18 protein-coding genes are annotated in these 23916 nt (G+C 64.1%); 9 read left to right on the plus strand and 9 right to left on the minus strand.

Annotated elements, in window-relative coordinates:
* Window position 1 precedes the first annotated feature (1 nt).
* The 3 genes from AC5RUQ_RS13430 to AC5RUQ_RS13440 are packed head-to-tail and all read right to left on the minus strand — an operon-like array spanning window position 2 to window position 3072.
* A complete protein-coding gene (locus tag AC5RUQ_RS13430) occupies window positions 2-1006 on the minus strand; it encodes a tripartite tricarboxylate transporter substrate binding protein (protein ID WP_493947835.1) in 1005 nt (334 codons plus the stop codon).
* 57 nt (window positions 1007-1063) lie between these two features.
* Window positions 1064-2566 (minus strand): tripartite tricarboxylate transporter permease, encoded by a 1503-nt coding sequence (locus tag AC5RUQ_RS13435; RefSeq protein WP_493947836.1) that lies wholly within the window; start codon window positions 2564-2566, stop codon window positions 1064-1066.
* A 2-nt stretch (window positions 2567-2568) separates the two neighbouring features.
* Entirely contained in the window at window positions 2569-3072 is a 504-nt protein-coding gene (locus AC5RUQ_RS13440; protein WP_493947837.1) for a tripartite tricarboxylate transporter TctB family protein, read from the minus strand.
* Between the two features lie 140 nt (window positions 3073-3212).
* On the opposite strand from AC5RUQ_RS13440, the gene AC5RUQ_RS13445 reads away from it, so the two are divergent.
* Window positions 3213-4004: an IclR family transcriptional regulator gene (locus AC5RUQ_RS13445; RefSeq protein ID WP_493948134.1), complete on the plus strand. Its 792-nt coding sequence runs from the start codon at window positions 3213-3215 to the stop codon at window positions 4002-4004.
* A gap of 109 nt (window positions 4005-4113) precedes the next feature.
* On the plus strand, window positions 4114-4587 hold the full coding sequence (locus AC5RUQ_RS13450; RefSeq protein ID WP_493947838.1) for a GNAT family N-acetyltransferase: 474 nt from the start codon (window positions 4114-4116) through the stop codon (window positions 4585-4587).
* A gap of 79 nt (window positions 4588-4666) precedes the next feature.
* Here the strand turns inward: AC5RUQ_RS13450 and AC5RUQ_RS13455 are convergent, their stop codons facing one another.
* Window positions 4667-6115, minus strand: coding sequence for an HNH endonuclease signature motif containing protein (locus AC5RUQ_RS13455; protein WP_493947839.1), 1449 nt, complete (start codon window positions 6113-6115; stop codon window positions 4667-4669).
* Between the two features lie 167 nt (window positions 6116-6282).
* On the opposite strand from AC5RUQ_RS13455, the gene AC5RUQ_RS13460 reads away from it, so the two are divergent.
* The 7 genes from AC5RUQ_RS13460 (at window position 6283) to fdhA (ending at window position 17563) form a co-directional block, all read left to right on the plus strand.
* Entirely contained in the window at window positions 6283-6852 is a 570-nt protein-coding gene (locus tag AC5RUQ_RS13460) for a hypothetical protein (RefSeq protein WP_493947840.1), read from the plus strand.
* The gene (locus AC5RUQ_RS13465; RefSeq protein ID WP_493947841.1) at window positions 6849-9728 is read left to right on the plus strand and encodes an ATP-binding cassette domain-containing protein; all 2880 of its coding nucleotides are present in this window, start codon (window positions 6849-6851) and stop codon (window positions 9726-9728) included. The genes AC5RUQ_RS13460 and AC5RUQ_RS13465 overlap by 4 nt, the downstream gene beginning before the upstream one ends.
* A 55-nt stretch (window positions 9729-9783) precedes the next feature.
* Window positions 9784-10368, plus strand: a complete 585-nt coding sequence (locus AC5RUQ_RS13470; protein ID WP_493947842.1) for a TetR/AcrR family transcriptional regulator — start codon at window positions 9784-9786, stop codon at window positions 10366-10368.
* Between the two features lie 421 nt (window positions 10369-10789).
* Window positions 10790-12502 carry a choline dehydrogenase gene (betA, locus tag AC5RUQ_RS13475; RefSeq protein WP_493947843.1) on the plus strand — a complete coding sequence of 571 codons (1713 nt, stop codon included), beginning with the start codon at window positions 10790-10792 and terminating at the stop codon, window positions 12500-12502.
* Window positions 12503-12533: 31 nt separating this feature from the next.
* Complete coding sequence (locus AC5RUQ_RS13480; RefSeq protein WP_493947844.1) at window positions 12534-14087, plus strand: aldehyde dehydrogenase family protein; 1554 nt, start codon at window positions 12534-12536, stop codon at window positions 14085-14087.
* A 120-nt stretch (window positions 14088-14207) separates the two neighbouring features.
* On the plus strand, window positions 14208-15809 hold the full coding sequence (locus tag AC5RUQ_RS13485) for an APC family permease (RefSeq protein WP_493947845.1): 1602 nt from the start codon (window positions 14208-14210) through the stop codon (window positions 15807-15809).
* Between the two features lie 536 nt (window positions 15810-16345).
* Window positions 16346-17563, plus strand: coding sequence for a formaldehyde dehydrogenase, glutathione-independent (fdhA, locus tag AC5RUQ_RS13490; protein WP_190613821.1), 1218 nt, complete (start codon window positions 16346-16348; stop codon window positions 17561-17563).
* Window positions 17564-18037: 474 nt separating this feature from the next.
* Here the strand turns inward: fdhA and AC5RUQ_RS13495 are convergent, their stop codons facing one another.
* The 5 genes from AC5RUQ_RS13495 to AC5RUQ_RS13515 all read right to left on the minus strand — a co-directional run bounded on the left by AC5RUQ_RS13495 (window position 18038) and on the right by AC5RUQ_RS13515 (window position 23645).
* Complete coding sequence (locus tag AC5RUQ_RS13495) at window positions 18038-19114, minus strand: TerC family protein (RefSeq protein WP_493947846.1); 1077 nt, start codon at window positions 19112-19114, stop codon at window positions 18038-18040.
* Window positions 19115-19470: 356 nt separating this feature from the next.
* A complete protein-coding gene (gene ykgO / locus AC5RUQ_RS13500) occupies window positions 19471-19593 on the minus strand; it encodes a type B 50S ribosomal protein L36 (protein WP_011693081.1) in 123 nt (40 codons plus the stop codon).
* A complete protein-coding gene (locus AC5RUQ_RS13505; RefSeq protein WP_493947847.1) occupies window positions 19590-20717 on the minus strand; it encodes a GTP-binding protein in 1128 nt (375 codons plus the stop codon). Before AC5RUQ_RS13505 ends, ykgO begins: the two co-directional genes overlap by 4 nt.
* A gap of 701 nt (window positions 20718-21418) precedes the next feature.
* Window positions 21419-22270, minus strand: a complete 852-nt coding sequence (locus AC5RUQ_RS13510) for a glycoside hydrolase family 25 domain-containing protein (protein WP_493947848.1) — start codon at window positions 22268-22270, stop codon at window positions 21419-21421.
* Between the two features lie 169 nt (window positions 22271-22439).
* Window positions 22440-23645, minus strand: a complete 1206-nt coding sequence (locus AC5RUQ_RS13515; protein WP_493947849.1) for a phytase — start codon at window positions 23643-23645, stop codon at window positions 22440-22442.
* Between the last annotated feature and the right edge of the window lie 271 nt (window positions 23646-23916).

The following is a 23916-nucleotide window of genomic DNA, read 5'->3' on the forward strand; positions in this document are numbered from 1 at the left end:
GCTAATCGGTTTTCTGGACCAGCGGGAGGGCCTTCTTGAAGTCCTCTTCCTGTCCGGCCCAGAACTGCTTGTAGTCTTCGGCGGGGAGGTAGCTGGTCTGCAGGCCAAGGTCGTTCATCTTCTGCACCACTGTCGGATCTTCGACGGCCGTCTTGATGGCGGCTTCGAGCTTCTTTGCCACGCCGTCCGGGAGGCCGGCGGGGGCCGAATAGCCGCGTGCTGTGCCGGCTTCTAGTTCGTAGCCTGATTCCTTGAACGTGGGAACGTCAGGAAGCGAGGGTGCCCGCTCCGACGTCATGACGCCCAGGACGCGGGCCTTGCCCTGCTTGGTCAGGTCGGTCACGTCGCTGACGTTGGCCACGAGGATGTCAACGTGCTTGCCCAGGAAGGCTGTGGTTGCCTGCGAAGCACCTTCGGAGAAGTGGACAGGGGCGAACTCTGCCCCGGTAGTCTCCTGGACCTGCGCCAGCGCGAAGTGTTCGCCGGTCTGCAGGCCGGTGGTGCTGGCGGTCATGGACTTCGGGTTTGCCTTTGCAGCGTCCAGGAGGTCCTTCAGCGTCTGGTACGGGCTATCCGGCTGGACGGCGATGACGGTGGGGTCGATGACCTGCCGGCCGAGGGGCTGGAAGCTGTCGCGGGTGTATTTGGCCCCACGGGACGGATCGAGCGGTGAAACGACGACGGACGGCGAGCCGGTGGCACCGATGGTGTAGCCGTCGGGTGCGGCGCTGGTCAGCTGGGTGTAGCCGATCTGGCCGCCTGCACCGGGCTTGTTGATGACCTCGACGTTCGTGCCGAGTTCCTTTTCCAGGATCGGCTGGATGAGCCGGGCGGCAGTGTCGACGGCGCCTCCCGAGGAGAAGGCGACGACGAGGTCGATGGTCTTGCCCTTTTTCGGGAAATCGTCAGCGGCGGCGGTGTTGCCGGAGCTGGCGTTGGCGCCGCAACCGGTGAGGGCGATGAGGGTTGCTGCAGCGAAGGCAGCGGCGATGCGTGAACGGGACATTTTGGTTCTTCTCCTTTGAAGGGGTGTTTGGGGGTGGTACGTGTGAGCGGGTGGGGTTTAGGTTTCGGGGTATTCGTTCAGTGCCTTGGGCTTGCGCAGCTTGAGCAGCGGGCTGAAGACGATCAGGAGGCCGAGTCCGATCAGGACGGCGGAAAAGGGGCGGCTGGTGAAGATGCCGAAGTCGCCTTGGGAGATCTCGAGGGTTTCCCGGAGGGAGCGTTCCATCAGGGGTCCGAGCACGAGGGTCAGCACCATGGGGGCCAAGGGGATGTCCAGGTGCCGGAGGGCCAGGCCCAGGAGACCGAACCCGATCATCACGAAGACATCGAAGACGCTGAAGTTGATGGTGTAGGCGCCGATGACCATAAAGAGCAGGATGAGTGCGGTCAGGATCGACGACGGTACGCGGAGGATGGAGGTCCAGAGCCCGACGAGCGGAACATTCAAAACCAGCAGCAACAGGTTCCCGATGAAGAGGCTGGCGATGATGGCCCAGGCGATTTCGGAGTGTTCGGTGAAGAGGGTGGGTCCCGGGGTGAGGCCCTGCTGGAGGAATGCTCCCATCAGCACGGCGATGGTGGGTGACGCCGGGATACCGAGGGTAAACAGCGGGATCAGCGCGGCGTTGGCGTGGGAGTTGTTGGCCGTTTCCGGACCGGCAACGCCTTCGATGGCGCCCTTGCCGAGTTCGTTGCGGTGGCGGGAGAATTTCTTTTCCGCGCCGTAGGCCAGCAGGGATGACACGGAGCCGGTCATGCCGGGGATGAGTCCCAGGCCGAAGCCGATGCCGGTGCCGCGGGCCATGGCCGGGGCACTGCGTCGCCATTCCTTGCCGGTGGGGAGCAGAGAACGGAAGTTGGGTGCGTGCACCGTGGGGGTTGCGGTGCCTTTGCGGTAGGACAGGAGTTCGGAGAGGCCGAAAACTCCGACGATTACGGCCACGAAGCTGACGCCGTCCAGGAGCCGGTCCATGCCGAACGTGAAGCGCGGAGCCCCGGCTACGGGGTCGATTCCCACCATGGCAATCAGCAGGCCCAATGCCCCGGAGATGACTGCCTTCACCATGGATTTTCCGGCCAGCGCGACAAGGAGCGATATGCCCACGACCATGAGGGCGAAGAATTCCGGCGGGCCTACGAGCAGGCCCAGTTCACCGAGCGGTTTGGCGGCGGCCACCAGGCCAAGGGTGGCGATCGTGCCGCCAACAAAGGATCCGACGGCGGCGATGGTCAGCGCGGCTCCGGCCTTGCCGATTTTGGTCATCGCGTAGCCGTCAATGGTGGTGATGGCTGAGGCTGCTTCACCGGGGGTGTTCAGTAGCACGCTGGTGATGGTTCCCCCGTAGGCAGTGCCGTAGAAAATGGCGCAGAGCATGATGATCGCGCCGGTAGCGTCCAGGTTCAGCGTGAGGGGGATCAGAAGAGCGACACCTGCCACCGGCCCGATGCCAGGCAGGACGCCGATGATCGTGCCCAGGAGGCAGCCCAGGAAGGCGAAGAGCAGGTTTTGCCAGGTCATGGCGGACGCAAAGCCGCCCATAAGTTCGTTGAAGATATCCACGTTCAGAGTCCGATCGTGTTCAGCAGGGGGAAGGCTGAGACGGGCAGTGCCACGTTCAGGCCGTAGTTGAAGGCGTAGAACGCGCCCACGCTGCCGGCGAGGGCCGTGATCAGCGAGGAGATCCAGGCCCTGCCGCCGCGCAGCTTCAGGTGGTACATCAGGAACAGGAACATGCTCAGCTGAAAGCCGAGCAGGTCCATGACTGCTGCGAGGATCGTCAGGCTCAGGACGACGGCGATCACCAGGCCGCGGTCAACGCCTCCCGCTGTGTCGCTGGGCCGGCGGAGTTCCTGGAGCAGCCAAAGAAAGGCCATGGCAACGAGGACCGCGCCCATAGCAAACGGGAAAAGGCCAGGGCCGGGTCCCAGGGAAGTCCAAAGGCCAAGCTCGATCGAACTGACCAGAACGTAAACGCCGACTGCTGCGAAGGCACCGATACCCACCAGCACGGAGGGAGCCACTCGTGCGGCGCTCTCGGGTTTCGTCGTAAGTGACTCCGTTGTCATCGGTTCCTTCTAACTCTGGTTGCTTTCACTCCGTGTTGTGTTATTTCACAGAATGAAACTATGTTGCGTACAGAGAAATAGTGACAGCAGACACACCTACTGTCAAGCGCAAGGAACTTACATAGAATGAAAGAATGGCGATGACGACATCCACGGAACCTTCGACGGAGGAGGGCCCCAAGGCCTCCAACATGCGCTCCCTCTCCAGGGCCCTGGAGGTCTTCGCGGAACTTCAGCGGGCCGAGCGCCCGCAGCGGCTCAGCGATCTTGCCAAGGCCTGTGGGATGAGCCTGCCTACCACCCTGAGAATCCTGCGGGTGCTTCAGGATTTCGGCATGGTCAGCCAGACGGACAAGTCCTACCGGATCGGCCCAGCTGTCCTGCCCGCTGCCCGCAGCTTTCTCGAGAATGACCCGCTCGTCGTCTCCGCCCGCCCCGTCCTTCAGCAGGTGGCCTCACAGACCGGACTTACGGCGTCGCTCTATACGCGGCTCGGTTTCGAGCGCATCCTTGTGGCGCGGGTCGACGGCGAGGCTCCGCTCCGGTATGACCTGCCCCTCGGTAAGCGGCTCCCCCTCACGCTGGGGGCTGCTGGCAAGATCCTGCTCGCGTCCGCGTCCGACGACGAGCTCCAGCAGGTGGTGGCTGCGGCAGTCGCAGGGGGCCAGGAGAGCGCCGCGTTTACTGTCGAGTCGCTGCGCTCCCGGCTGCCTGAGCCATCCGCTGACTACGCGTACTCAGCGGACGAGCGGGCCACAGGAGTTGTCTCGGTGGCCGTCGCCGTGCCAAACAGGCTGGGGCGGCCCAGTGAGTCCATCTCGCTCACCAGCCCTGTTGAGGCCGCCAGCGAAGCGACGCTAAAAGCCGGGGTGCCGGAACTCCGCCGCGCCGCCGGGAGACTTTCGGAACTGCTCGAGGGCTCCGTCTACTAGCGGTTCCACCCACGAGTCTGGACAGGACACTCGCCTGTTGTGCGTGGCGAGCGCTGACGTAGTTCGTGGCGTCCCGGCGTCTGCAGCCACAGCCGGTAGATTTGAGCCGATGATTTCCATTGACCGGGACGACCCAGCACGCGGCGACGTCCATCAGCTCCTCAGCGAACACCTCGCGGACATGTACGCCACCTCACCGGCCGAAAGCGTCCATGCGATGGACCACTCCGCCCTGTCCGCGCCGTCAATCACGTTTTGGACTGCCCGTGAGGGCGGCGATCTGCTGGGGTGCGGCGCGCTCAAGCTCCTGGATGCGCCATCCGGCTCCTCGATGCATGGCGAGATCAAGTCGATGCGCACTGCGGCAAGCGCACGGGGACGGGGCGTAGCTACCTTGATGCTCCGCCACATTCTCGATGACGCCCGCGCCCGGAACCTCGAGCTTGTCTACCTTGAGACCGGCGCCGAGGACTACTTCGCTCCCGCGCGCCGGCTGTACGCCCGAAACGGCTTCGTCGAGTGCCCGCCGTTCGCTGACTATGCCCTGGACCCCCACAGCGTTTTCATGGAGCTCCGCCTGTAGGGAGGACCCGCCCCAACGGACACCCCTTCAAACACAGCACGCAGCATCCGGCAGCCAGGTACGTCAGCCAGCCAGCGCATCAGGCAGCGCGGCGCGTCTGTATGACCTGTTCAAAGGGGCTAACGGCACCCGGCAGCCAACCCTGTGGCCAGAGCGGTGGTTCCCGGTCCGGGTGCTCGGCAGGATAGTATCGGCCGCTCGGCGACACCCAGCCAGGTGGCCGGTCCTTCGTTGCCTGCGTTGGTCTCCATGGCCGCCGGTGTTTGAGCCGGTGGTGCTTTGGGCATAACTGTCCCAGGTTGCTGATCCCGGTGGTTCCGCCGTGCTGCCAGGCGGTGAGATGATCCGCCTCATTGTCCAGGCTGTGGTTGCTGCAGCCCGGAAAAGTGCACTTGCCGTCCCGCATTTTGAGCCACCGCTTCAGTGTTTCAGGGAGCCGGTAGTTGGTACGGCTGATTTCCAGCGGTGCTCCGTTGCGGGGGTCGATCAAGACCCGGTAGAACGAGTTGGCACCATTGGCAACGAGCCGGCGTGCCATAGATGGCGGGATCGGTCCCATTCCATCGATCTCGGCGGGTTCGTCGGTGAGGACGAGGAGGGAGAAGACCGGGACGGTGACGAGCACCTCAACTTTTGGAGAGGGCACTTCTCCGGCGTTCTGGTTCGCAGTGCCCAGCAGCAGCCCTGCGGCGATGTCGGCGCGCAGCTCGGTGAGGGTGCGTGATTCGCGGGGGCCTTGGAGGCCGCGGGCAAGAGCGGCGGTTTTGTTCAAGATGGCGCAGACTGTGTCCGCGGGAAGGTAGAGCGAGATCCAGGCCATGCCGTCCCGGTCCGGGCTGTACTCCATCCGCCGGTCCGCCACTTTCTCCGCGTGGCGCTTTTCAAGGGACTCAGGGTGGTGGCGTTCTCGCCAGGTCCGGACCTTCCGCCGGAACCGGGCGGGCACCAGATCTCCGGGCGCGGCACCGCGGGCCGGGTTCGGTGCGTCCGGGTCGAAGAAGTGTGCCTCCAAGGCAGAGGCGGCTGCGGCGGTAAGACCAACCGTTTCCTCGACCACGATGCGGGCGTGCTGCCAGGCGATGGTGCCGGATTGCAGCGCATCGAGTGCCGCCGGCAACGACGTGGTCAGCGCGTGGGCTTCTCCAAGGAGGGCGGATGCGGCGCGTTCGCCGATGGTAAGCACGCACGCGACTTCGGCTACCATGCTCATCTCCCGCGCCGATGCCTCATACGCGCTGGCCGGCGGGCCCTCCAACTCGGCTGCGGCCTCCGCGTAGGCGGCCAGGAGCCGGATCTTCGCCGCCGCCGTCGCAGCCTCGACCCGTGCCAGCGCCCCTAAGCCATCCAGGCATGTCTGGGAAAACTCCTGCAACGGGTCAGAATCAGCATCGGGAAGACGGTCAGCTCCATCCGCAGCGATGGGGCAGGCAACAACACCGGCAAACTCATCAACCAGCCGGGTCACCGACGCGAGGGCAGCCGCCAACGCCGCCCTGCCTTCCGCATCGACAACCACACCGGTCTCCATAACCAAAAGCATGGCAGGGGGGTGTGACATTCTGGACGGACGACGGCGGGACCTCCCGCCGTCGTCCGCTTTCCCTTCAAGCGGGCACCGTCCGCCGCCTGGGGTGAAGCCTGACGTCACAAAAGTCGACAGCCTCCGGTTCCGGGCAACCAACGCCCTACCCTTAAATGGTGACTTTGACTATGATGCGCACCGCCGCCGCGAGCTCCCTCGCCGCCGCCGGTCTCCTGTTTTCCCTCGCCGCCTGTTCGGTGCCTGCCACCCAGCCGGCCGCCTCTGCACCGGCTTCCTCGGCAGCAACTTCGTCCAGCGCCGCACCCAGCACCTCCGATGGGCCCTGCGACGGCGTAAAGGTCATCGTTGATCCGGGCGCCCTGGAGCAGGCAGCCGCCGACACCTCCGTTTGCGTGGATGTGGACGAGCCCACTGTCGCTGCCGATGTGCTCAAGGAGGCCAACATCAAGACCGAGGGCACCGAGCAGTACCCCACGGAACTGGTGTGCCGCGTGAACGGTGTGCCAGCCGCGGACTTCGACATCACCCACAAGGCCGGCACGTACCGGGAAGAATGCAAGGGCATGCCCGCCGCCTTCGCGTACTGGTCCCTCTGGGTCAAGCCAGCTACCGGTGACTGGGCTTACGCCCAGGAAGGCCTCGCCACCCTGAAGGTGAGCCCCGGCGAGAGCCTGGAACTGCTCTACACGGTCGACGGCGAACCGGCCACCCCCAGGGCATGACCTTCCGACCCGCGCCGTTACGTGCAGCGGCGGCCCTCGCCGTCGTCTTCGTCGCGGCGCGGGTCATCTACCGCGTCCTTTTTAACGGCGCGGGCCTTGGCGGGCCGGTCCTGCTCGACCTGCCGGCTATGCGGCTCCCTGCCCCGTTTGCCCACGTGGTCTTCCTTGGCCCGGTCACGGGGCAAGGCCTCTGGGAGGCGGTCCTCTCGGCCCTGCCGATTGCCGCGATGTTCCTCGGCTTCGGCCTGCTCAACGCGTTCGTGGACGTGGCCCGGGGCTTCGTGCACCTGGCCCGCCGCGGCCCCATGCAGGGCTTGGCCAGGACTCTCGTAGTGGCGTGGGCTGCGCTGCCGGCGCTGGCCGACGCCGTTGCCTCCGTCCGCCTGGCGTTCCGGTTGCGGGGAGAAAAGTTTGGACCCCGCGCCCTGGTGCCCATCCTCGAGCGCACCCTTGAGCACGCGAGCCGGGTTGCCGCGGCCCTAGAGTTGCGCGGCTTCGGGAGCAGGGCAGGACACCAACCCAACCAACATGGCGAAGCCCCGGTCCTCATCCGGGACGCACAATTCCGCATCGGTGACGCGACGGTGCGCGTTGCCGGTTTCACGCCGTCGAGCGGTTCAGTATCCGTTATCACCGGACCGACGGGCTCCGGGAAGTCCACCATCCTGCGCGGCATCGCCGGCCTCCTTCCGCATGTGGACGGTGGCGAACTCTCCGGCACCGTGCGCGTCGCCGGAGCCGACCGTGCCACCACTCCCCCGCGCGAAACCGCCCGCACCGTAGGCGTCGTCCTGCAGAATCCGCGCGCCGCCTTCGCCAGCACCCGGGTCCGGGACGAAATCGCCCTCGCCCTTGAGCTGCGCGGTATGCCATCCGCTTCCACCAAGGCTCGTGTGCTAGAGGTTGCCGAGCGTATCGGGGTGACCGATCTGCTGGACCGGAATCTCAGCACCCTCTCCGCCGGTGAGGCAACACTCGTCGCCATCGCCGCCGCGGTGGTGGACCATCCGGCCCTGCTCCTGGTGGATGAGCCCCTGGCAGACCTGGACACCACGGCCCGCAGACGCGTCACCGCCGTGCTTCACGCCCTCGCCCGCGACGCCAGTGTCTGCGTCATTGTGGCGGAGCACCGGGCGGAAGCGCTCGTGCCGGTGGCCGATTCCTGGTGGACTATCAGCGATGGCGCCCTCCTGCCGGGTACCGCGCCATCCGCGCCTTCCGCCCCCGTCCAGGCCCTTCCGGCCCAGGCCCAGCAGACGGACCTCGCGCCCGTGCTGACGGGGACAAACCTTGCGGTGCATCGCAAGGGCAAGCCACTTGTGCGCGAGGCGTCCCTCACGCTGCACCGCGGTGAAGTGGTAGCCCTGGTGGGGCCGAACGGGGCCGGGAAGTCGTCCCTCCTGGTGGCGCTCGCGTTGGGTGAGGGCACGGGCGCTGAAGGAACGGGAAGTATAAAAACGTACGACGGCGGCACGGCCGACGGCATCCGCGTGGCCTTGGTGCCGGACGCCTCGGACGACCTCTTCACCAGGGACACCGTCGAGGGAGAGCTTCGCGCCGCGGAGCGGCGCCTTGCGCGCCGAAAGAACGGCGGACAGCCTGCACCTGGATCCGCAACTGCACACCTTGCCCGGTTGCGGGGCGACGTCACGATTCCCATCGGCCATGAGCATCCCCGCGACCTCTCAGCAGGCGAGCGCCGGATCCTTGCCATCGCGCTGCAGACCATCGACGATCCCCCGATCCTCCTGATCGACGAGCCCACCCGCGGACTCGATCCTGCAGCGCGCGCAGCAGTCTCAGCGGCGCTACGGGCGGCAGCGGGCGCCGGCACAGCCGTCCTGATTGCCACCCACGACCACGACTTTGCCCACGGCCTCGGCGCCCGGATCCTCCCGATGCGGGACGGCGTCGTGCCCTCTACTGTGGAGGACAACCCGCCGGCTGTTACCGCTACAGCACCGTCCGCCACAGCGCCGCGGGCCCCAACACCACAACCCGTCGACGAATCAGCAGACTCTCACAGGGCGACGAAGCCACACCGCCTCCGGCTGCCCCGCGGGGTCGAACTCGCCGTCCTCTCAGCCGCAAACCTCCTGGCCCTCGCCGCATTCTGCTGGCCGTTGCTCGCCGCGGCCCTCCCTCAGGATGCCGCCGCTGCCCTCCCCTACGCTGCACTGGCCATCGCGCCCGTCGCCGCGGTCGCCGTCGTCGTTTCCTTGGACGGCTCGGTCCGTTCCGCACACATGGTGGCGCTGCTCGGCGTCCTGGCAGCGGTAGGTTCGGCGGTGCGGGTGGTGAGCACCGGCGTCGGGGGCGTGGAGGCGGTCTTTATCCTGCTGATCCTGGCCGGCCGGGCGTTCGGTGCCCGTTTCGGCCTGCTCCTCGGCGCCGCCACGATCGCCGTCTCCAGCGCGGTGTGGGGTGGGATCGGGCCCTGGACGCCGTTCCAGATCTTCGCCTGTGCGTGGGTGGGCGCGGGGGCCGGCCTGCTCCCCCGCCGGGTGCGCGGCAAGGCCGAACTCTGGATGCTGTGCGGATACGGCGCGGTGGCGTCCTACCTGTTCGGCCTGCTGACCAACCTGTGGTTCTGGCCCTTCGCGGTGGGCGCCGGCACCGGCATTTCATACGAGCCCGGCGCGCCGCTGGCCACCAACCTGAGCAGCTTCCTGCTGTACTCGCTCGTAACGTCGACGGCGGGCTGGGATACCCTGCGTGCCGTCACCACGGTCATTGGCATCGTTGTGGTGGGCAGGGCCGTTCTCGCCGCGTTCCGGCGGGTGAAGCCGGTCTCCAGTGGGGGCAGAATCGCCGGCGGTCAGTCCGCGCGGGCGCCCTCCGATCAGTCCAGGGACCGGGTTGATCTTGGGGTCTAAGCCATCCATCATGCTGCAGCGTGCGCCACCACTGTATTGCCCATAGTCTGGCCAAGTGGATACAAAGACTGTGAAACCCGGGGAACAGGTCGACAGGCAGTCGCGCATCCTCGAAGCGGCCTTGGATCTGCTGTCGCGCCACGGTATTGCGGGAGTCAGTATGCGGGCCGTGGCCCGCGAGGCCGGCGTGGCTCTCGGGCTGGTGAACTACTACTACGAAGACAAGCTGAGCCTGATCCGTGCAGCTCTTCACCGGGTAGACCAGCATGACCTGATGCTGGTCACGCCCGACCCCGACTCGCCTCCCGGCGAGCAGCTGAAGAAGGCCCTGCAGCGGGTGGCGGCCCCGGAATTCCTTACCTTGCAGTACCTGTCCCTGCGGCTCCACCTATGGGCCTTGGCACAAGCCCATGAAGACTTCGCCTCCATTAACGCCGCAGCGTTCGAACGCTACCTCCAAGGGCTCGCGACGTTGATCTGCAATGCCCGGCCCGAGCTTTCCAATGACGAATGCAGGGAGCGGGCAGCAGACATCGTCGTCGTGCAAAACGGGATGTGGCTCACCGCGCTCCTTGGTGTTGACAAGGACTCCATCCGGCGGAGCATCGCCCGGACCGAAGAGATCGCCTTCGCCGCTTAGCAGGCTGCTTCACCCTTTTCGCTAATGGAATGCGGTTGGAAGCCATCCCCACTTCCATCGCTACGCCCTTCCGTGGGGTTCCCGCGTTCATGACAGCCGCCCGTCATATTCGAGGGCCGCGGGTGCCTTTTCCCCTCCGCGTCACGGCGCGATGTTTCAGCGGCGTTAAATATTGAACGTTTGTCCAGTCGGACTATTGAACACTCGTTCAACGTCCATTACTGTGCATGGGTATGACGTACACCACACCTCAGGGATTTCCGGTACCGCGTTGAGTCAGCGCTGACGCTTCAGCAGTCCGCATCCACCACTTCATGGATTTCCAACACTCGTCCGGCATCGCGGCGCATCGCCGCTTCCGGAAGAAGGACCACCAGCCCTCAGCGGCTGGCCTGCACCAGGTAGAAAGAGAGTTTCCAGCATGACTAAAACCCACTACGACTATGTCATTGTCGGCGGCGGAAGCGCGGGCTCCGTGCTCGCCAACCGCTTGAGCGAAGGGGGCAACAGCAGTGTCCTGGTTCTCGAGGCCGGACGCAGCGACTACCCCTGGGACCTGTTCATCCAAATGCCTGCCGCGCTGACCTTCCCCAGCGGCAATCCGCTGTATGACTGGCGCTACGAATCGGACCCGGAGCCGTTCATGGGCGGCCGCCGCGTGGCACACGCCCGCGGCAAGGTCCTGGGCGGCTCCAGCTCCATCAACGGCATGATCTTCCAGCGCGGCAACCCCCTCGATTACGAGCGCTGGGGCGCCGACGCCGGCATGGACACCTGGGATTTCGCACACTGCCTGCCCTACTTCAACAAGATGGAAAACGCACTGGCGGCGGACCCGGATGACGAACTGCGCGGCCACGACGGCCCGCTCGTCCTGGAACGTGGCCCTGCCACCAACCCGCTCTTCCAAGCGTTCTTCAAGGCAGCCCAGGAAGCGGGCTACCCTCTGACCGACGACGTCAACGGCTACCGCCAGGAAGGCTTCGCGGCCTTCGACCGCAACGTCCACAAGGGCCAGCGCCTCTCGGCATCCCGGGCCCACATCCGCCCCAACGCCGGCCGCCCGAACCTCACCGTCCTCACCCGGGCGATGGTCACCAAAGTCAACTTCAAGGGCACGATGGCCACCGGCGTCACCTACCGCCGCAACGGGCAGACCCACGTGGTCAATGCCGGCGAGGTCATCCTGTCCGGCGGCGCCATCAACACCCCGCAGCTGCTGCAGCTCTCCGGCGTGGGCGAAGCCGGGCACCTCAACTCCCTGGGCATCAACCCCGTGGTCAACCTGCCCGGCGTCGGCGAGAACCTGCAGGACCACCTGGAGGTTTACATCCAGCACGCCTGCACCCAGCCGGTATCCATGCAGCCCAACCTGGACCTGTGGCGCTACCCCCTGATCGGCCTGCAGTGGCTGCTGGGACGCAAGGGCCCCGCGGCCACCAACCACTTCGAAGGCGGCGGGTTCGTCCGCTCCAACGAGGACGTGGCCTACCCCAACCTGATGTTCCACTTCCTGCCCGTGGCAGTGCGCTACGACGGGCAGAAAGCGGACGCCAAGCACGGCTACCAGGTGCACATCGGCCCCATGTACTCCGACGCCCGCGGCACCCTGAAGATCAAGTCCACGGACCCCACCGTCCACCCGTCCATGCTTTTCAACTACCTCTCCACCGAGCAGGACCGACGCGAATGGGTGGAGGCCATCCACGTGGCCCGCGACATCCTGGGCCAGTCCGCCATGATGCCTTTCAACGGCGGGGAGCTTTCGCCCGGACAAAGTGTCCGCACCGACGCCGAGATTCTGGACTGGGTGGCCCGCGACGCCGAAACCGCCCTGCACCCCTCCTGCACCGCCAAGATGGGCCCGGAGTCCGACCCGATGGCGGTAGTGAACCCGCTCGACATGTCCGTCCACGGAACGCAGGGCCTCCGGGTTGTGGACGCCTCGGCCATGCCCTACGTGACCAACGGCAACATCTACGCGCCCGTCATGATGCTCGCCGAAAAAGCCGCCGACCTCATCGCGGGTAAGGCCCCACTGGCGCCGCAGCATGCCGAGTTCTACCGGCACGGGATCAGCCCGTTGGAGCGTAATGGTTCCGGCACTGCAGCTGCCCCCGCGGCAAAGGCATAGGCATGATTGATGGACTGGAAAAGGAGAAACGATGACCGCCACCGCTGAGCAGGTCCGCGACGCCGGACAAGCGCAGGACGCCATCAAGGGCTTGTACATTGACGGCGCCTGGCACCAGGCATCCGACGGCGGCACAACCGTTGTGCGCTGCCCGGCGGACGGGCGAGAAGTGGCGGTAGTCGCCTCGTCCACCCCGGAGGACGCGGAGCGGGCGATTGCCAGTGCACGGGCAGCGTTCGACGGCGGTGCGTGGCGCCGGCTGACCGACATTGAACGCGGGGAGGTCCTGCTTCGCATCGCCGCGCTGCTGGAGCGGGACAAGGCAGCTTATGCCCGCGCCGAAGCACTGGATACGGGCAAGCGCCTCGTCGAGGCCGAATACGACATTGACGACATCGCCTCCTGCTTCCGCTACTACGGCAAAATAGCGGGCCTCGATGCCGGCCGGGTCATCGATACCGGACGGCCGAATGCCATCAGCCGTGTGGTCTACGAACCGCTCGGCGTCTGCGCCCTCATCGCACCCTGGAACTATCCCCTCCTGCAGGCGGCCTGGAAAGTGGCGCCGGCACTCGTTGCGGGAAATTCCTTCGTGCTCAAGCCCAGCGAGCTCACGCCGTCCACCTCCATCCTGCTCATGGAAACCCTGGCGGAGGCCGGCGTTCCGGCCGGCGTCGCCAACCTGGTCGCGGGTAGCGGGTCGAGGGTGGGCCCCCTCCTCAGTTCCGATCCTCGGGTGGACCTCGTCTCCCTGACCGGCAGCCTGGCCACGGGCCAAACCATCATGGCGGCGGCCGCAGAGACCGTGAAGCGGGTCGCCTTCGAGCTTGGCGGGAAGAACCCCAATGTCGTCTTCGCTGACGCCGACTGGGACGCCGCCGTCGACAATGCCCTGACCGCCGTGTTCCTGCACTCCGGCCAGGTCTGCTCGGCAGGGGCGCGGCTCGTCGTAGAGGAGTCAATCGCCGAACGTTTTGTCGCCGAGGTGGTGGAACGCGCCCAAAAGATCCGGATGGGCGGGCCTTTTGACCCCAACGCGGAAACGGGCCCACTCATCTCCGCAAAGCACCGCGACCAGGTCCACGCCTACGTCCAGGCCGGCATCGCGGAGGGCGCCGAGCTTTTGTGCGGCGGCTACATTCCCGACGACGGGCACCTTGCGGACGGCTTCTTCTACCCGCCCACGGTGCTTGGCAACTGCCGCTCCGGCATGAGTGTGCTGCGGGAAGAATCCTTCGGCCCGGTACTGACCATCGAGACGTTCCGGACCGAGGAAGAGGCCGTCGCCATCGCCAATGACACGGAGTACGGCCTGGCAGGTGCTGTCTGGACGTCGGATGCGTCGAAGGCGCAACGCGTTGCGGGAGCCCTGCGGCACGGAACAGTATGGATCAATGACTACCACCCCTACGTCCCGCAGGCGGAGTGGGGCGGTTTTGGGAAGTCCGGCATTGGCCGTGAACTTGGCAGCGCCGGCCTCAACGAATACCGCGAGGCAAAACACATCTGGCAGAACATCCAGCCCGCGCCCAGCGGCTGGTTTGGCTCACCTGCCGATGACGCCGGCATGGGGGCCGCCGGCTAGCACCAGCATTTGGGGGACATGGCCGGGCGCCGCAGGCGCGGTGCCCGGCCGCCGATATAACCCGTGTCCAATGGCGGCCATGGGTCATCACCATCGTGCTTTTCTGACTTAGGAGTTCAGATGTTCGAACCCAGCAAGAGTACTGATTCAAGTGGCATGGACGAGTTCGGCTATGCCCAGACCCTGGACCGGAGCATCGGCAAGTTCGCCAGTTTCGCCGCAGGCGTCAGCTACATTTCCATCCTCACCGGTGTTTTCCAGCTGTTCTACTTTGGTTTTTCCATGGCCGGCCCCGCCTACGCGTGGTCCTGGCCCCTCGTTTTCGCCGGCCAGCTCATGGTGGCGCTCTGCTTCGCCGAGCTTGCCGGAAGGTATCCGGTGGCCGGCTCGGTGTACAACTGGGCCAAGCGGCTCTCGTCAGGGACGTTCGCTTGGCTGGCGGGCTGGCTGCTGCTCATCTCCTCGATCGTGGCGCTCGGCGCCGTGGCCCTTGCACTGCAGCTCACCCTGCCCCAGATCTGGTCCGGTTTCCAGATCATCGGCGACGGCACCGGCACCTACGATTTCGCCCTGAACGGCGTGCTGCTTGCCAGCATCATGATCTCCATCTCCACCCTCATCAACGCCTTCGGCGTGAAGCTGATGACCAAGATCAACAGCATCGGCGTCTTCGTGGAGCTCGCCGCCGCCGTGCTCCTCATCCTGGCCCTTGGCTGGCATGTGGTGCGGGGGCCGGAAGTCCTTTTCAGCACCGAAGGCTACGGCATGGACCACGACCTTGGCTTCTTCGGGGTGTTCCTCATCGGGGCCATGGCCTCCGGTTACGTGATGTATGGCTTTGACACGGCCAGTTCCCTCGGCGAGGAGACGAAGGACCCGAAAAAGACCGCCCCCAAGGCCATCCTCCGCGCCATCACGGCGTCCTTCATCCTCGGCGGCCTGATTCTCCTTGGCGGACTCCTGGCCGCTCCCGACCTCAACGACCCCAAGCTGGGCGCTGCCGACGGCGGCCTGCAGTACATCGTGCTCTCCGTGTTGGGAGGCCCCTTCGGCAAGGCGTTCCTGGTGTGCATTGTGGTGGCCGTGACCGTCTGCACCCTGGCCGTTCACGCTGCCGCCATCCGCATGATGTTCGCCATGGCCAGGGACAACAACCTGCCCTTCAGCCGCCAGCTCAGCAAGGTGCATCCCGAGCGGAAGACGCCCACGGTAGCGGCCATCGTCATCGGTGTCATCGCCATCATGCCGTTGATCGTCAACGTCTCCCAGCCTGCCATCTTCACCATCCTTTCCAGCATCAGCATCGTCCTGATCTACCTGTCCTACCTGCTGGTCACCGTTCCGCTGCTTCGCAAGAGGTTCCAGAAAAAGTGGCCGCTTGCGGATGACGGCACCGAGCCGGGCTTCAGCCTCGGCAAGTGGGGACTGCCCGTGAACATCCTCGCGGTGCTGTGGGGCGGCGCCATGACCCTGAACCTCATCTGGCCCCGCCCGGAGATCTACAACTCGGTGCCCCCGTTTGAGTGGTACCTGCAGTGGGGCGGCGTGATCTTCGTGGCCGCCGTCGCCGGCGGCGGTGCCCTGCTGTACCGCCTGAAGATCAGGCACCAGACGGGCGTCCTGGCCGAACACGCTGCAACCGCACAGCCGGCTGTGGCTGTCAGCGGGCCAGATGCTCCAGCTGCGCCTCAGCTGGTGACGGCACCCGTTTCCAACCCTTAGCCCTTATCTGACAGTAGCAATACCTATCCGTGGCACGGTCCAACCCCGGACGCGTTGCCCGGTCCTGACGGGCATCCCTTTGCAGTACGTGCAAGGGGATGTCCGTCCGTGCTGTTTACGACCGGTTCCGGAGTCCGTCCGGGTGCACGGGGTGCGAGATGAGCGGGGCATCGATCATGCACCTGTTCCGCATGATTATCTCCAAGATTTTGCGCTTTTATTGCAGCTCTTGTGACCCTAATCTCATCATTACAGGCTCTTCGACCATCGGACTCTTACTTGTCCGGTTCAGCGCCGGGCAGGCAGCATCGGGATGCTGTTCCACTGGACACAGCATCCCACTGACAGCCTTCACCCTCGCGAAGGAAGAGCTGTCCCGTGCCCGTGAAGGGTGCTTCGGTGGCCTGAAACCTGGGGAGGTATCCTCATCGAAGCACCGCTTTCGGGCCTGGGGCAGCGCCTGCAACTTTGCCGGACCAGTGCAAGGCCATCCGTATGGAGGGCCTGGCACCATACCCCCACCACAAGGAGTGTCCATGTCAGGAAACAGAGCCGTTGCCTACAAAGAACCCGGTGTCGTCGAAATCATCAACACCGACTACCCGACGTTCGAACTCAAGGATGGGCCTGGCGTCAATCCCGCCAATGTGGGCCGAAAAGTACCCCACGGCGCGATCCTGCGCACGGTGACCACCAATATCTGCGGCTCGGACCAGCACATGGTTAGGGGCCGGACCACGGCCCCAAAGGACCTCGTCCTTGGCCATGAAATCACCGGCGAGGTGGTGGAGGTCGGTCCGGACGTGGAGTTCATCAAGGTGGGAGACATTGTCTCTGTACCTTTCAACATTTCCTGCGGCCGTTGCCGGAACTGTAAGGAGCGCAAGACGGGCATCTGCCTGAACGTCAACCCGGACCGACCGGGCAGCGCCTATGGTTATGTGGATATGGGCGGCTGGGTGGGGGGCCAGGCCGAATACGTGCTGGTCCCTTACGCTGACTGGAACCTGCTCAGGTTCCCGGATCGCGACCAGGCCCTGGAAAAGATCATGGACCTCACCATGCTCTCCGATATCTTCCCCACAGGCTTTCACGGTGCCGTCACCGCCGGAGTGGGCGTCGGATCCACCGTTTACATTGCCGGTGCCGGCCCGGTGGGTCTCGCGGCCGCCGTCGGAGCGCAGCTGCTTGGCGCAGCCGTTGTGATTGTCGGTGACATGAACGAAGACCGCCTGGCTCAGGCCCGCTCCTTCGGCTGCGAAACGGTGAACGTCACCAAGGGCGATCCGAAGGACCAGATCGAGCAAATCCTTGGCGTCCCCGAAGTGGATTGCGGCGTCGACGCCGTAGGGTTCGAAGCCCGCGGTCACGGCAAGGACGCCTCCCACGAGGCCCCCGCCACGGTACTGAACTCGCTCATGGACATCACCGCTGCAGGCGGGGCTCTTGGCATTCCCGGCCTGTATGTCACCGGCGACCCTGGTGGAATCGACGAGGCAGCAAAGCACGGCTCCCTGTCGCTGTCCTTGGGCACCGGCTGGGCAAAGTCCCTGTCGTTCACCACTGGACAGTGCCCCGTCATGTCGTACAACCGCCAGCTGATGATGGCGATCCTGCACGACAAGGTCCAGATCGCCAAGGCAGTAAACGCCACAGCGATCCCACTTGAGGATGCACCGCGCGGTTACGCCGAATTCGACGCCGGTTCGGCAACGAAATTCGTGCTGAATCCGAACGGATACGTCAAGGCGTAGAACCTCACGTAAGTAGCAACCCGCCCCGGTGGCATGGGCCTTCCTGGCCCATGCCACCGGTGCGCATCCACTCTCCCCGGATCAGCAAAGGTAATCACATGACCCATCGCACCGACCAAGAATCGATTCTCCGCCTTAGCAGCAACGGGAAGGAGCATGTTGACATCCGGCTCGAATCGTCGAGTCCGGTGACCGTTCGGCTTCAGCTGGATGGTGGCTGCAATTGCCAACATGGCACTGAAAACCGCCCGGGTTCGTATGTCGACAGCGACCTCGGCGTCCGCTGACAGTGGTTGTACAGGCTGACACACGGCTCCTAGCCTGGTCCCGGCCTTCGCCAGCGTAGGGATGAGCACTGGCATCACCTACAGCTGGTTGCGAAATGGGCCCTCATGGCCACCTCGTTCCATTATCGGGAACAGCATCCTGCTGCAGCACGCGCCTCCTGTCCCCGGCTCGCCTGCCGGCCGGGAGCTACTTGGACTTGGCAGTCGGCGCCGCCTTCTTGTCGACCTCGGATTCCTTGTGCGGGGAGTCGGCGGTGATCACCACTGGTTCGTTGTGAATCAGTCCGCGGCCGTCCTCGTTCTCGCCGGCCTTGGTCTTCAGCAGACTCGCGACGGTTGCTGCGACGATGGTTGCGGCGATGAAGAGCAGCGAGAGCCAGATGGGGATCTCCGGCACCCAGAGGAGCGGTTTCCCGCCGTTGACGAAGGGGAGCTCGTTGACGTGCAGGGCATGGAAGACGAGCTTCACGCCTATGAAGGCGAGGATAACGGCCAGCCCTTGGGCGAGGTAGACCAGGCGCTCGAGCAGTCCGCCGATGAGGAAGAACAACTGCCGCAGACCCATCAGCGCGAATGCGTTGGCGGTGAAGACGATGTACGCCTCGTTGGTCAGGCCGTAGATTGCCGGGATTGAGTCGACGGCGAAGATGAGGTCTACGAAGCCGATCGCAATGATGGTGAGCAGCATCGGCGTGGCGAAACGCTTCCCGCCCTGCAGGACCGTGACCTTGTCCTGGTGGTACTCGTTAGTGACAGGCAGGACGCGGCGGACAAGTGTCATGAACTTACCGTCCGCGGGGTTCGACTCGTGATTGCTGAACGCTTGCCGGTAGGCCAGGACGAGGAGCAGGGCACCGAAGATGTAGAAGATCCAGGAGAAGTTTTCGATCAGGGCCGCTCCGATGGCGATGAACCCGCCGCGCAGGATCAGGGCGATGATGATCCCGATCATCAGCACCTTCTGCTGGTACTTCTTCGGTACTGCGAATCCGGCCATCACGATGAGGAACACGAACAGGTTGTCGATCGACAGTGCCTTTTCAGTCAGGTAGCCGGCGAAGTATTCACCGCCGAACGTCCATCCCGACACAGTGCCGATCCCCACCCCGAACAGCAGAGCGAGTCCGATGTAGAACGCGGACCAGCGCGCCGATTCTGCAATGGATGGCTCGTGGGGTTTGCGCACGTGGGCGAAGAACTCGTAGACGAAGACCAGGATCGTCACGGCAATCGTGACGAGCCAGATCAGAGGTGTGACCTGCATGAGGATGCTCCCAAGGGGTCGGCGTTGGACAGATACGCCAAGGTCTCCTCCGCCCGGACGACACCGGAGCCGTCGACCCGAGATGCTTCAATGCATCCGTATTGACGGGCCGAACACAGACGGGAGTACTCCCCTTGATAAGAAAATCATAACCGACCTTAACGTCGTCCGAACCGAAAGATCCGGCCGCCGGCGGCACCCTCTCAGGTCAATACACCTGGAGCGCTCCAGCCCCGACTTTCAGTCGGGATGACCAGAATTGATCCCAATTGTGGACGGGCGGTGGGACCAGGCACGGCGTCCGCCCCAAAAGTCTGTAGGCGCCGGCCCGGCCCTCTTGAGAGCGGATCAGTTGTTTAGCCTTGGCGGGCCTTCATCCGGGGGTTTTTCTTGTTGATGACGAAGGTCCGTCCGCGGCGGCGGACGATCTGGGCGCCCGGTATTTTCTTCAGTGCCCGCAGCGAGTTCCGTACTTTCATGAGTTGCTCCTTTGTGAGGTGTCGGTTGTTACATTGAGGTAAAAAGGGTCGGGGAATGAGTCAGCGGCGGCGGCCATTTCCGCTTGTGACAGTTCGCAGGCGCCGAGCAGTTCGGCAATTTCTGCAGCGTCGATGTCATCGCCGGTGAAGGCCACGACTGTGCCGCGGTCCCCGTATTCGGGGTGCCATTCACCCAGGTCCTGACCGGTCATTTGAGCGATGAAGGGCAGGGATTTTCGTTCGGCTTGCCAGGGTCCGGTGTTTTCCAGCCACAGCCGGGGACCGATTCCCTGCACGGCGATTCTGCAGCCCGGGGCTGATGCCACCCACAGTCTTCCGCGGAGCCAGCAGCAGGCCTGGGCCAGGGTCGCCAGGGCGTGGCGGAAGCGTTCCGGGTGCAGGGGCCGCTCAATGCGCTGCACCACTGTGGTGAACGGTCCCGATGGTTCAACTGCGGCCCGCACCATTCCGGGCACTGTCCGTGCCGTAGCGTCGGCCAGGCTGTGCGCGCCGGTGCGGATATCGCCCGCGCCATCGGTCAGTACGGCATGCGGGGCCAGTTCCCGAATCAGTTGGACCCCTCGAAGACGCGCAGCGGGATCCACCGAGACCAGCGCAGGGTCCGCCAGCATGACCGTATCTGCGAAGCACAGTTCGCCCATCAGGAATTCACCGGCCGTCCGGTCATCCGCCGGAACCGGCGTGAAGCCGGACTCGAACAGGGTGTGGTGGTCCCAGATATGGTCCTCGACCGCATCCGGGGCGCAAGCGAGAACGACTGAATCAATATTCACCTTTTCCCCCAGGCCCCGCAGCAGGATATGCACGGCTGTTTCTGACGCCGCGGCCGGCGGCAGGCCGACAATGATGCGGGAATCGGACGCCAGCAGCCGCCGCACCGTGGGCACAACATCAAGCCGGACCGTGCAGCCCAGGCAGGGGTGTTCCAGCGTCGCTTCCCCATGATCAAGACGCCGGCCCTCCTGAAAAACCCGCCGGACCACCAGACCGTCCTCGAGCAGGTCATGGAACACGACAAGGGCGCCCGGAGACTCGGCGGCCAGTGCGGCGCACGCCGCCTGGCGGCTGAAAACATCCAGGGAACTGACAAGAGTCACAGACATAACCGGCACACTACATGAGAATCATTCTCAATTGCAAAGCCAGCACTGAAATGAGTGGAGGATTAGGCCTTTACCCTGCAAACCAATCAACACATGTTTATATTGATGATGCCGACGAGCAAACCCTGATTAGGACCGCCGCGCTGGGCCAACAGGACAACCAGCCCACAGACGGCTTCAGAGCCGTCTCCCGTACCCTGGAACTCGTGGGAAATTGCGGGGCATGCCGCCCATGAAAGACAGAAAACCAAGGGACGGGCAGACAGTAACAGTGCCCGGCCATGCGTAGCTGCCGGTCCCAAGGACTCTACTTTTCCCGCACCCGGGCAATAAAATTTCTGACCTGCACCCTGGAATCACCAGCCGATACCGCTCAGACCATAACCATCACGGTGAGTCACGACCTCGCGGCCCGGCTCAACGGAGCGGTCCTGGACTTCGGCAAGTACAACCACATGGAGCGTTTTGTATGGACAAGCCTTCCAACGGTCAAAAGTCCCCGGTGCACTTGCCTCCGGTCAGTGGGTAAACCATCGGGTAAGCGAGCCCCCTGCCTGGACGACGCCGGAGTCGGAATAACAGCATCTGACACCAAGCCACGCCACCAACTTCAGCTCAAGAGTCACCCCGGCGACCGGGTACCAATTCCCAATACGGCAGAACGGGTGTCACCGCCGCGGTGCCGGGAGGCGAGGTGATGTCTATTTGCAGGAGTAGTCGTAATCGAGGCCGGCCGACACATACTGGGTCACTGTTACGGGGCTGCCGGGCGTCAGACCAGGCAAAGAACAATTCGACTTCGCTCCCCGCAGGGTCTTAGCCCCTGCAAGCCAGCTTGGCAGCCCTGTGAGGGAGCTGCCGGACGGCACGGTCCCGGCGATGATTCCCCATTGATAGCTAGTCGAGTAGATCCCGACACCGACAGTGGTGTTCTTGAAGTAGTTGACCATTCCCTCAAGGGTCGCCCGGTTCAGAGCTCTGCTGTCGGCTGCGCCGGTTTGCCAGCTATTGCCTGTCTCCACATCTAGCCACCAGAAATAGGTGCCGGGGTTGCTCACACCTCGTTCAATTGCGTCGTCATAAGCCTTTGCGTAGCCGTACATGTATGAGCAGGGAAGGTTGACGGGGCCTTCAGGTTCGCCATCGGGCGCCCGGCATTCTCCGTAGGGATTCGGGACGTTCACATTTTTGTAGATGTTGGACGACGGCCACCAAGAGCCCTCATGGCCTGGGTTGGCAGTGTTCACGTATAAAGCAACTTTGGGCTGCGAAGACCTCCCTGTAGCGGTAGCGGCCCAGGCAAGTTGGTCACCGAGGCAAGGGTTGGTGTTATTGGCTAGTCCGCCGGTCACGCCTATGATCGCGAATGCTTGAGCGGTGGGAAGGTCCTTACCGCACTGCGGCCAGGAAACGTCGTTGCCCAGACGGTCCTTATCTGAGTTTGGCGGAGCCGCCGCCACCGGAGTCATTCCTGCGACCACTAGCCCAAGGAGTACCAGGACCGTGCATGCCGTCTTCATCCCGTAACGGGCCCATGCGCTGAAATCTCTCATGATTGCTTCCTTTGCATGAGGTGGGGCCCGGCACGACCCACCTCTGGTGTCATGCATGTCCTGCCCCGGGCGTCTGTCTGTTACCTCCGAAGTGGTAAGACTTTACGCTTGGACGACAAGGCGCAAAAGGGCGGCGGCCCCCTATTTTAGTCCCTGCCGCCACTGGTCCCTATAGGCCACCCGTAATCGACGTATCGGGCGGTGCGGTATCCGGTCCGGGGTCTCCTCCTCCGCCCTCTGCTCCTATTTGACGCGGGTCAAAAGTGGTGTCCACAAGCAGCTTTGGGCTGAAAGCATCGGCAATTCGCTGCCAGGAGACGAGCTTGTGGTTTTGGTTACCGCTGTTGCCGTTGCCCGCATTGGTGTTGTTATGGTCCTGGCTTGTAAATAATCCAGCGGGATAGGAAGGGCCAAGTGCAAAATTGGTGACATCAATGCCGTCTTGGCCATTCACACCGTCGACGCCGCCGCCATCGCTGATTTTGAAGGAGCCGACGAAGGCGTTGTCATTGCGGTTGTAGATGACGAAGTTGGATCCGCCCTGGCTTGAGACAATCAGATAACCGGTCCCCTGCCGGCCATAATAGATGGCGGTGTTCTTAATGTTGTCCACTATTCGTCCGCCGGTTGCCACGGTTCGATCCACGAGTGTCCGGGTTGACCCGTCCCCCGGCTCAGCTCCGTACCGCCACACGCCGACTTCCTCCTCGGATACATAGAGACGTTGCAGCTCATCATCTGCCGAAATGCCTTCGGAGCTGTCGCCGTTGTCGAAGGAACGTACGGAAGTCCCTCGAACCGATCCCTTGGAGCTGTCAAGCTCGAACTGAGTTATCACGTTCGTGTTGAAGTCATGCACAAAGGCGTAATACTTCCCCGAGACTGGGGAGTGATACATCCCGAAGCCGCGGGGCCTGCCCGGGGTACTGATGCGCCCTACCTCTGTCAGCGATCGATCCGACACGTTTACCTTGTAAAACCGGACGCCGGTCGACTCCACATTCCTCTCCGTCACACCAACGAGGGCGATGCGTTCACTGCCCAGCGGAAAGTTGTACCGGAGATCGACGTTATTCATACTGCCGTGCAGGTAGAAATGTAACTGGCGCCCCGACAGGTCGTAGACCCCCACGCCTCCGGTACTCAACTTGTCCGTACCGATCACCACGCTCTGCGACGGGTCTGTCGGGTGTATCCAGATCGCGGTGTCGTCCGCCGCGTCACTGGAGCTCGGAACGGGTGCTGTCTCCGTCGATGGAGCCACCAAGACGTCCGCCGCATGCGCTTGCGGGGCTGTGAGTACGGTGAGGCTTGCGAGGGCGATAGCTAAAACCGTGACAAGCAGGAGCCGAAGCAGCTTGAGGGCGTGGCGCAAGGATCTCCCAGGCGCTTTCGTGAGTCGAGCACTAACATTGCGAGCCATGGCTTTCCCATCCGTTGGCCGGCGCGCTGCACGAAAGCGCACCGGACATCCGATTCGGACGCCCCCAGACCCAGCAATATTCAGCGTCGTAGATGGATCGTACCCGCGGCCAGACCAGCCCGGAATAGGGCAAGATACCCTACTATCGGCTGGCACTACCCGATTCCTACCACCGGTACTTTCTGCTCATCGCCATCGCGCGATAGCGCGTCGCTTCAGGCAC

Source organism: Arthrobacter sp. MDT2-3, assembly GCF_059090465.1.

Bases quoted from the DNA above. Each gene is read 5' to 3' on its own strand.
- AC5RUQ_RS13430 (WP_493947835.1), bottom strand. From the start codon at position 1,006: ATGTCCCGTTCACGCATCGCCGCTGCCTTCGCTGCAGCAACCCTCATC.
- AC5RUQ_RS13440 (WP_493947837.1), bottom strand. From the start codon at position 3,072: ATGACAACGGAGTCACTTACGACGAAACCCGAGAGCGCCGCACGAGTG.
- AC5RUQ_RS13445 (WP_493948134.1), top strand. From the start codon at position 3,213: ATGACGACATCCACGGAACCTTCGACGGAGGAGGGCCCCAAGGCCTCC.
- AC5RUQ_RS13450 (WP_493947838.1), top strand. From the start codon at position 4,114: ATGATTTCCATTGACCGGGACGACCCAGCACGCGGCGACGTCCATCAG.
- AC5RUQ_RS13455 (WP_493947839.1), bottom strand. From the start codon at position 6,115: ATGGAGACCGGTGTGGTTGTCGATGCGGAAGGCAGGGCGGCGTTGGCG.
- AC5RUQ_RS13460 (WP_493947840.1), top strand. From the start codon at position 6,283: ATGGTGACTTTGACTATGATGCGCACCGCCGCCGCGAGCTCCCTCGCC.
- AC5RUQ_RS13465 (WP_493947841.1), top strand. From the start codon at position 6,849: ATGACCTTCCGACCCGCGCCGTTACGTGCAGCGGCGGCCCTCGCCGTC.
- betA (WP_493947843.1), top strand. From the start codon at position 10,790: ATGACTAAAACCCACTACGACTATGTCATTGTCGGCGGCGGAAGCGCG.
- AC5RUQ_RS13480 (WP_493947844.1), top strand. From the start codon at position 12,534: ATGACCGCCACCGCTGAGCAGGTCCGCGACGCCGGACAAGCGCAGGAC.
- AC5RUQ_RS13485 (WP_493947845.1), top strand. From the start codon at position 14,208: ATGTTCGAACCCAGCAAGAGTACTGATTCAAGTGGCATGGACGAGTTC.
- fdhA (WP_190613821.1), top strand. From the start codon at position 16,346: ATGTCAGGAAACAGAGCCGTTGCCTACAAAGAACCCGGTGTCGTCGAA.
- AC5RUQ_RS13495 (WP_493947846.1), bottom strand. From the start codon at position 19,114: ATGCAGGTCACACCTCTGATCTGGCTCGTCACGATTGCCGTGACGATC.
- ykgO (WP_011693081.1), bottom strand. From the start codon at position 19,593: ATGAAAGTACGGAACTCGCTGCGGGCACTGAAGAAAATACCGGGCGCC.
- AC5RUQ_RS13505 (WP_493947847.1), bottom strand. From the start codon at position 20,717: ATGTCTGTGACTCTTGTCAGTTCCCTGGATGTTTTCAGCCGCCAGGCG.
- AC5RUQ_RS13510 (WP_493947848.1), bottom strand. From the start codon at position 22,270: ATGAGAGATTTCAGCGCATGGGCCCGTTACGGGATGAAGACGGCATGC.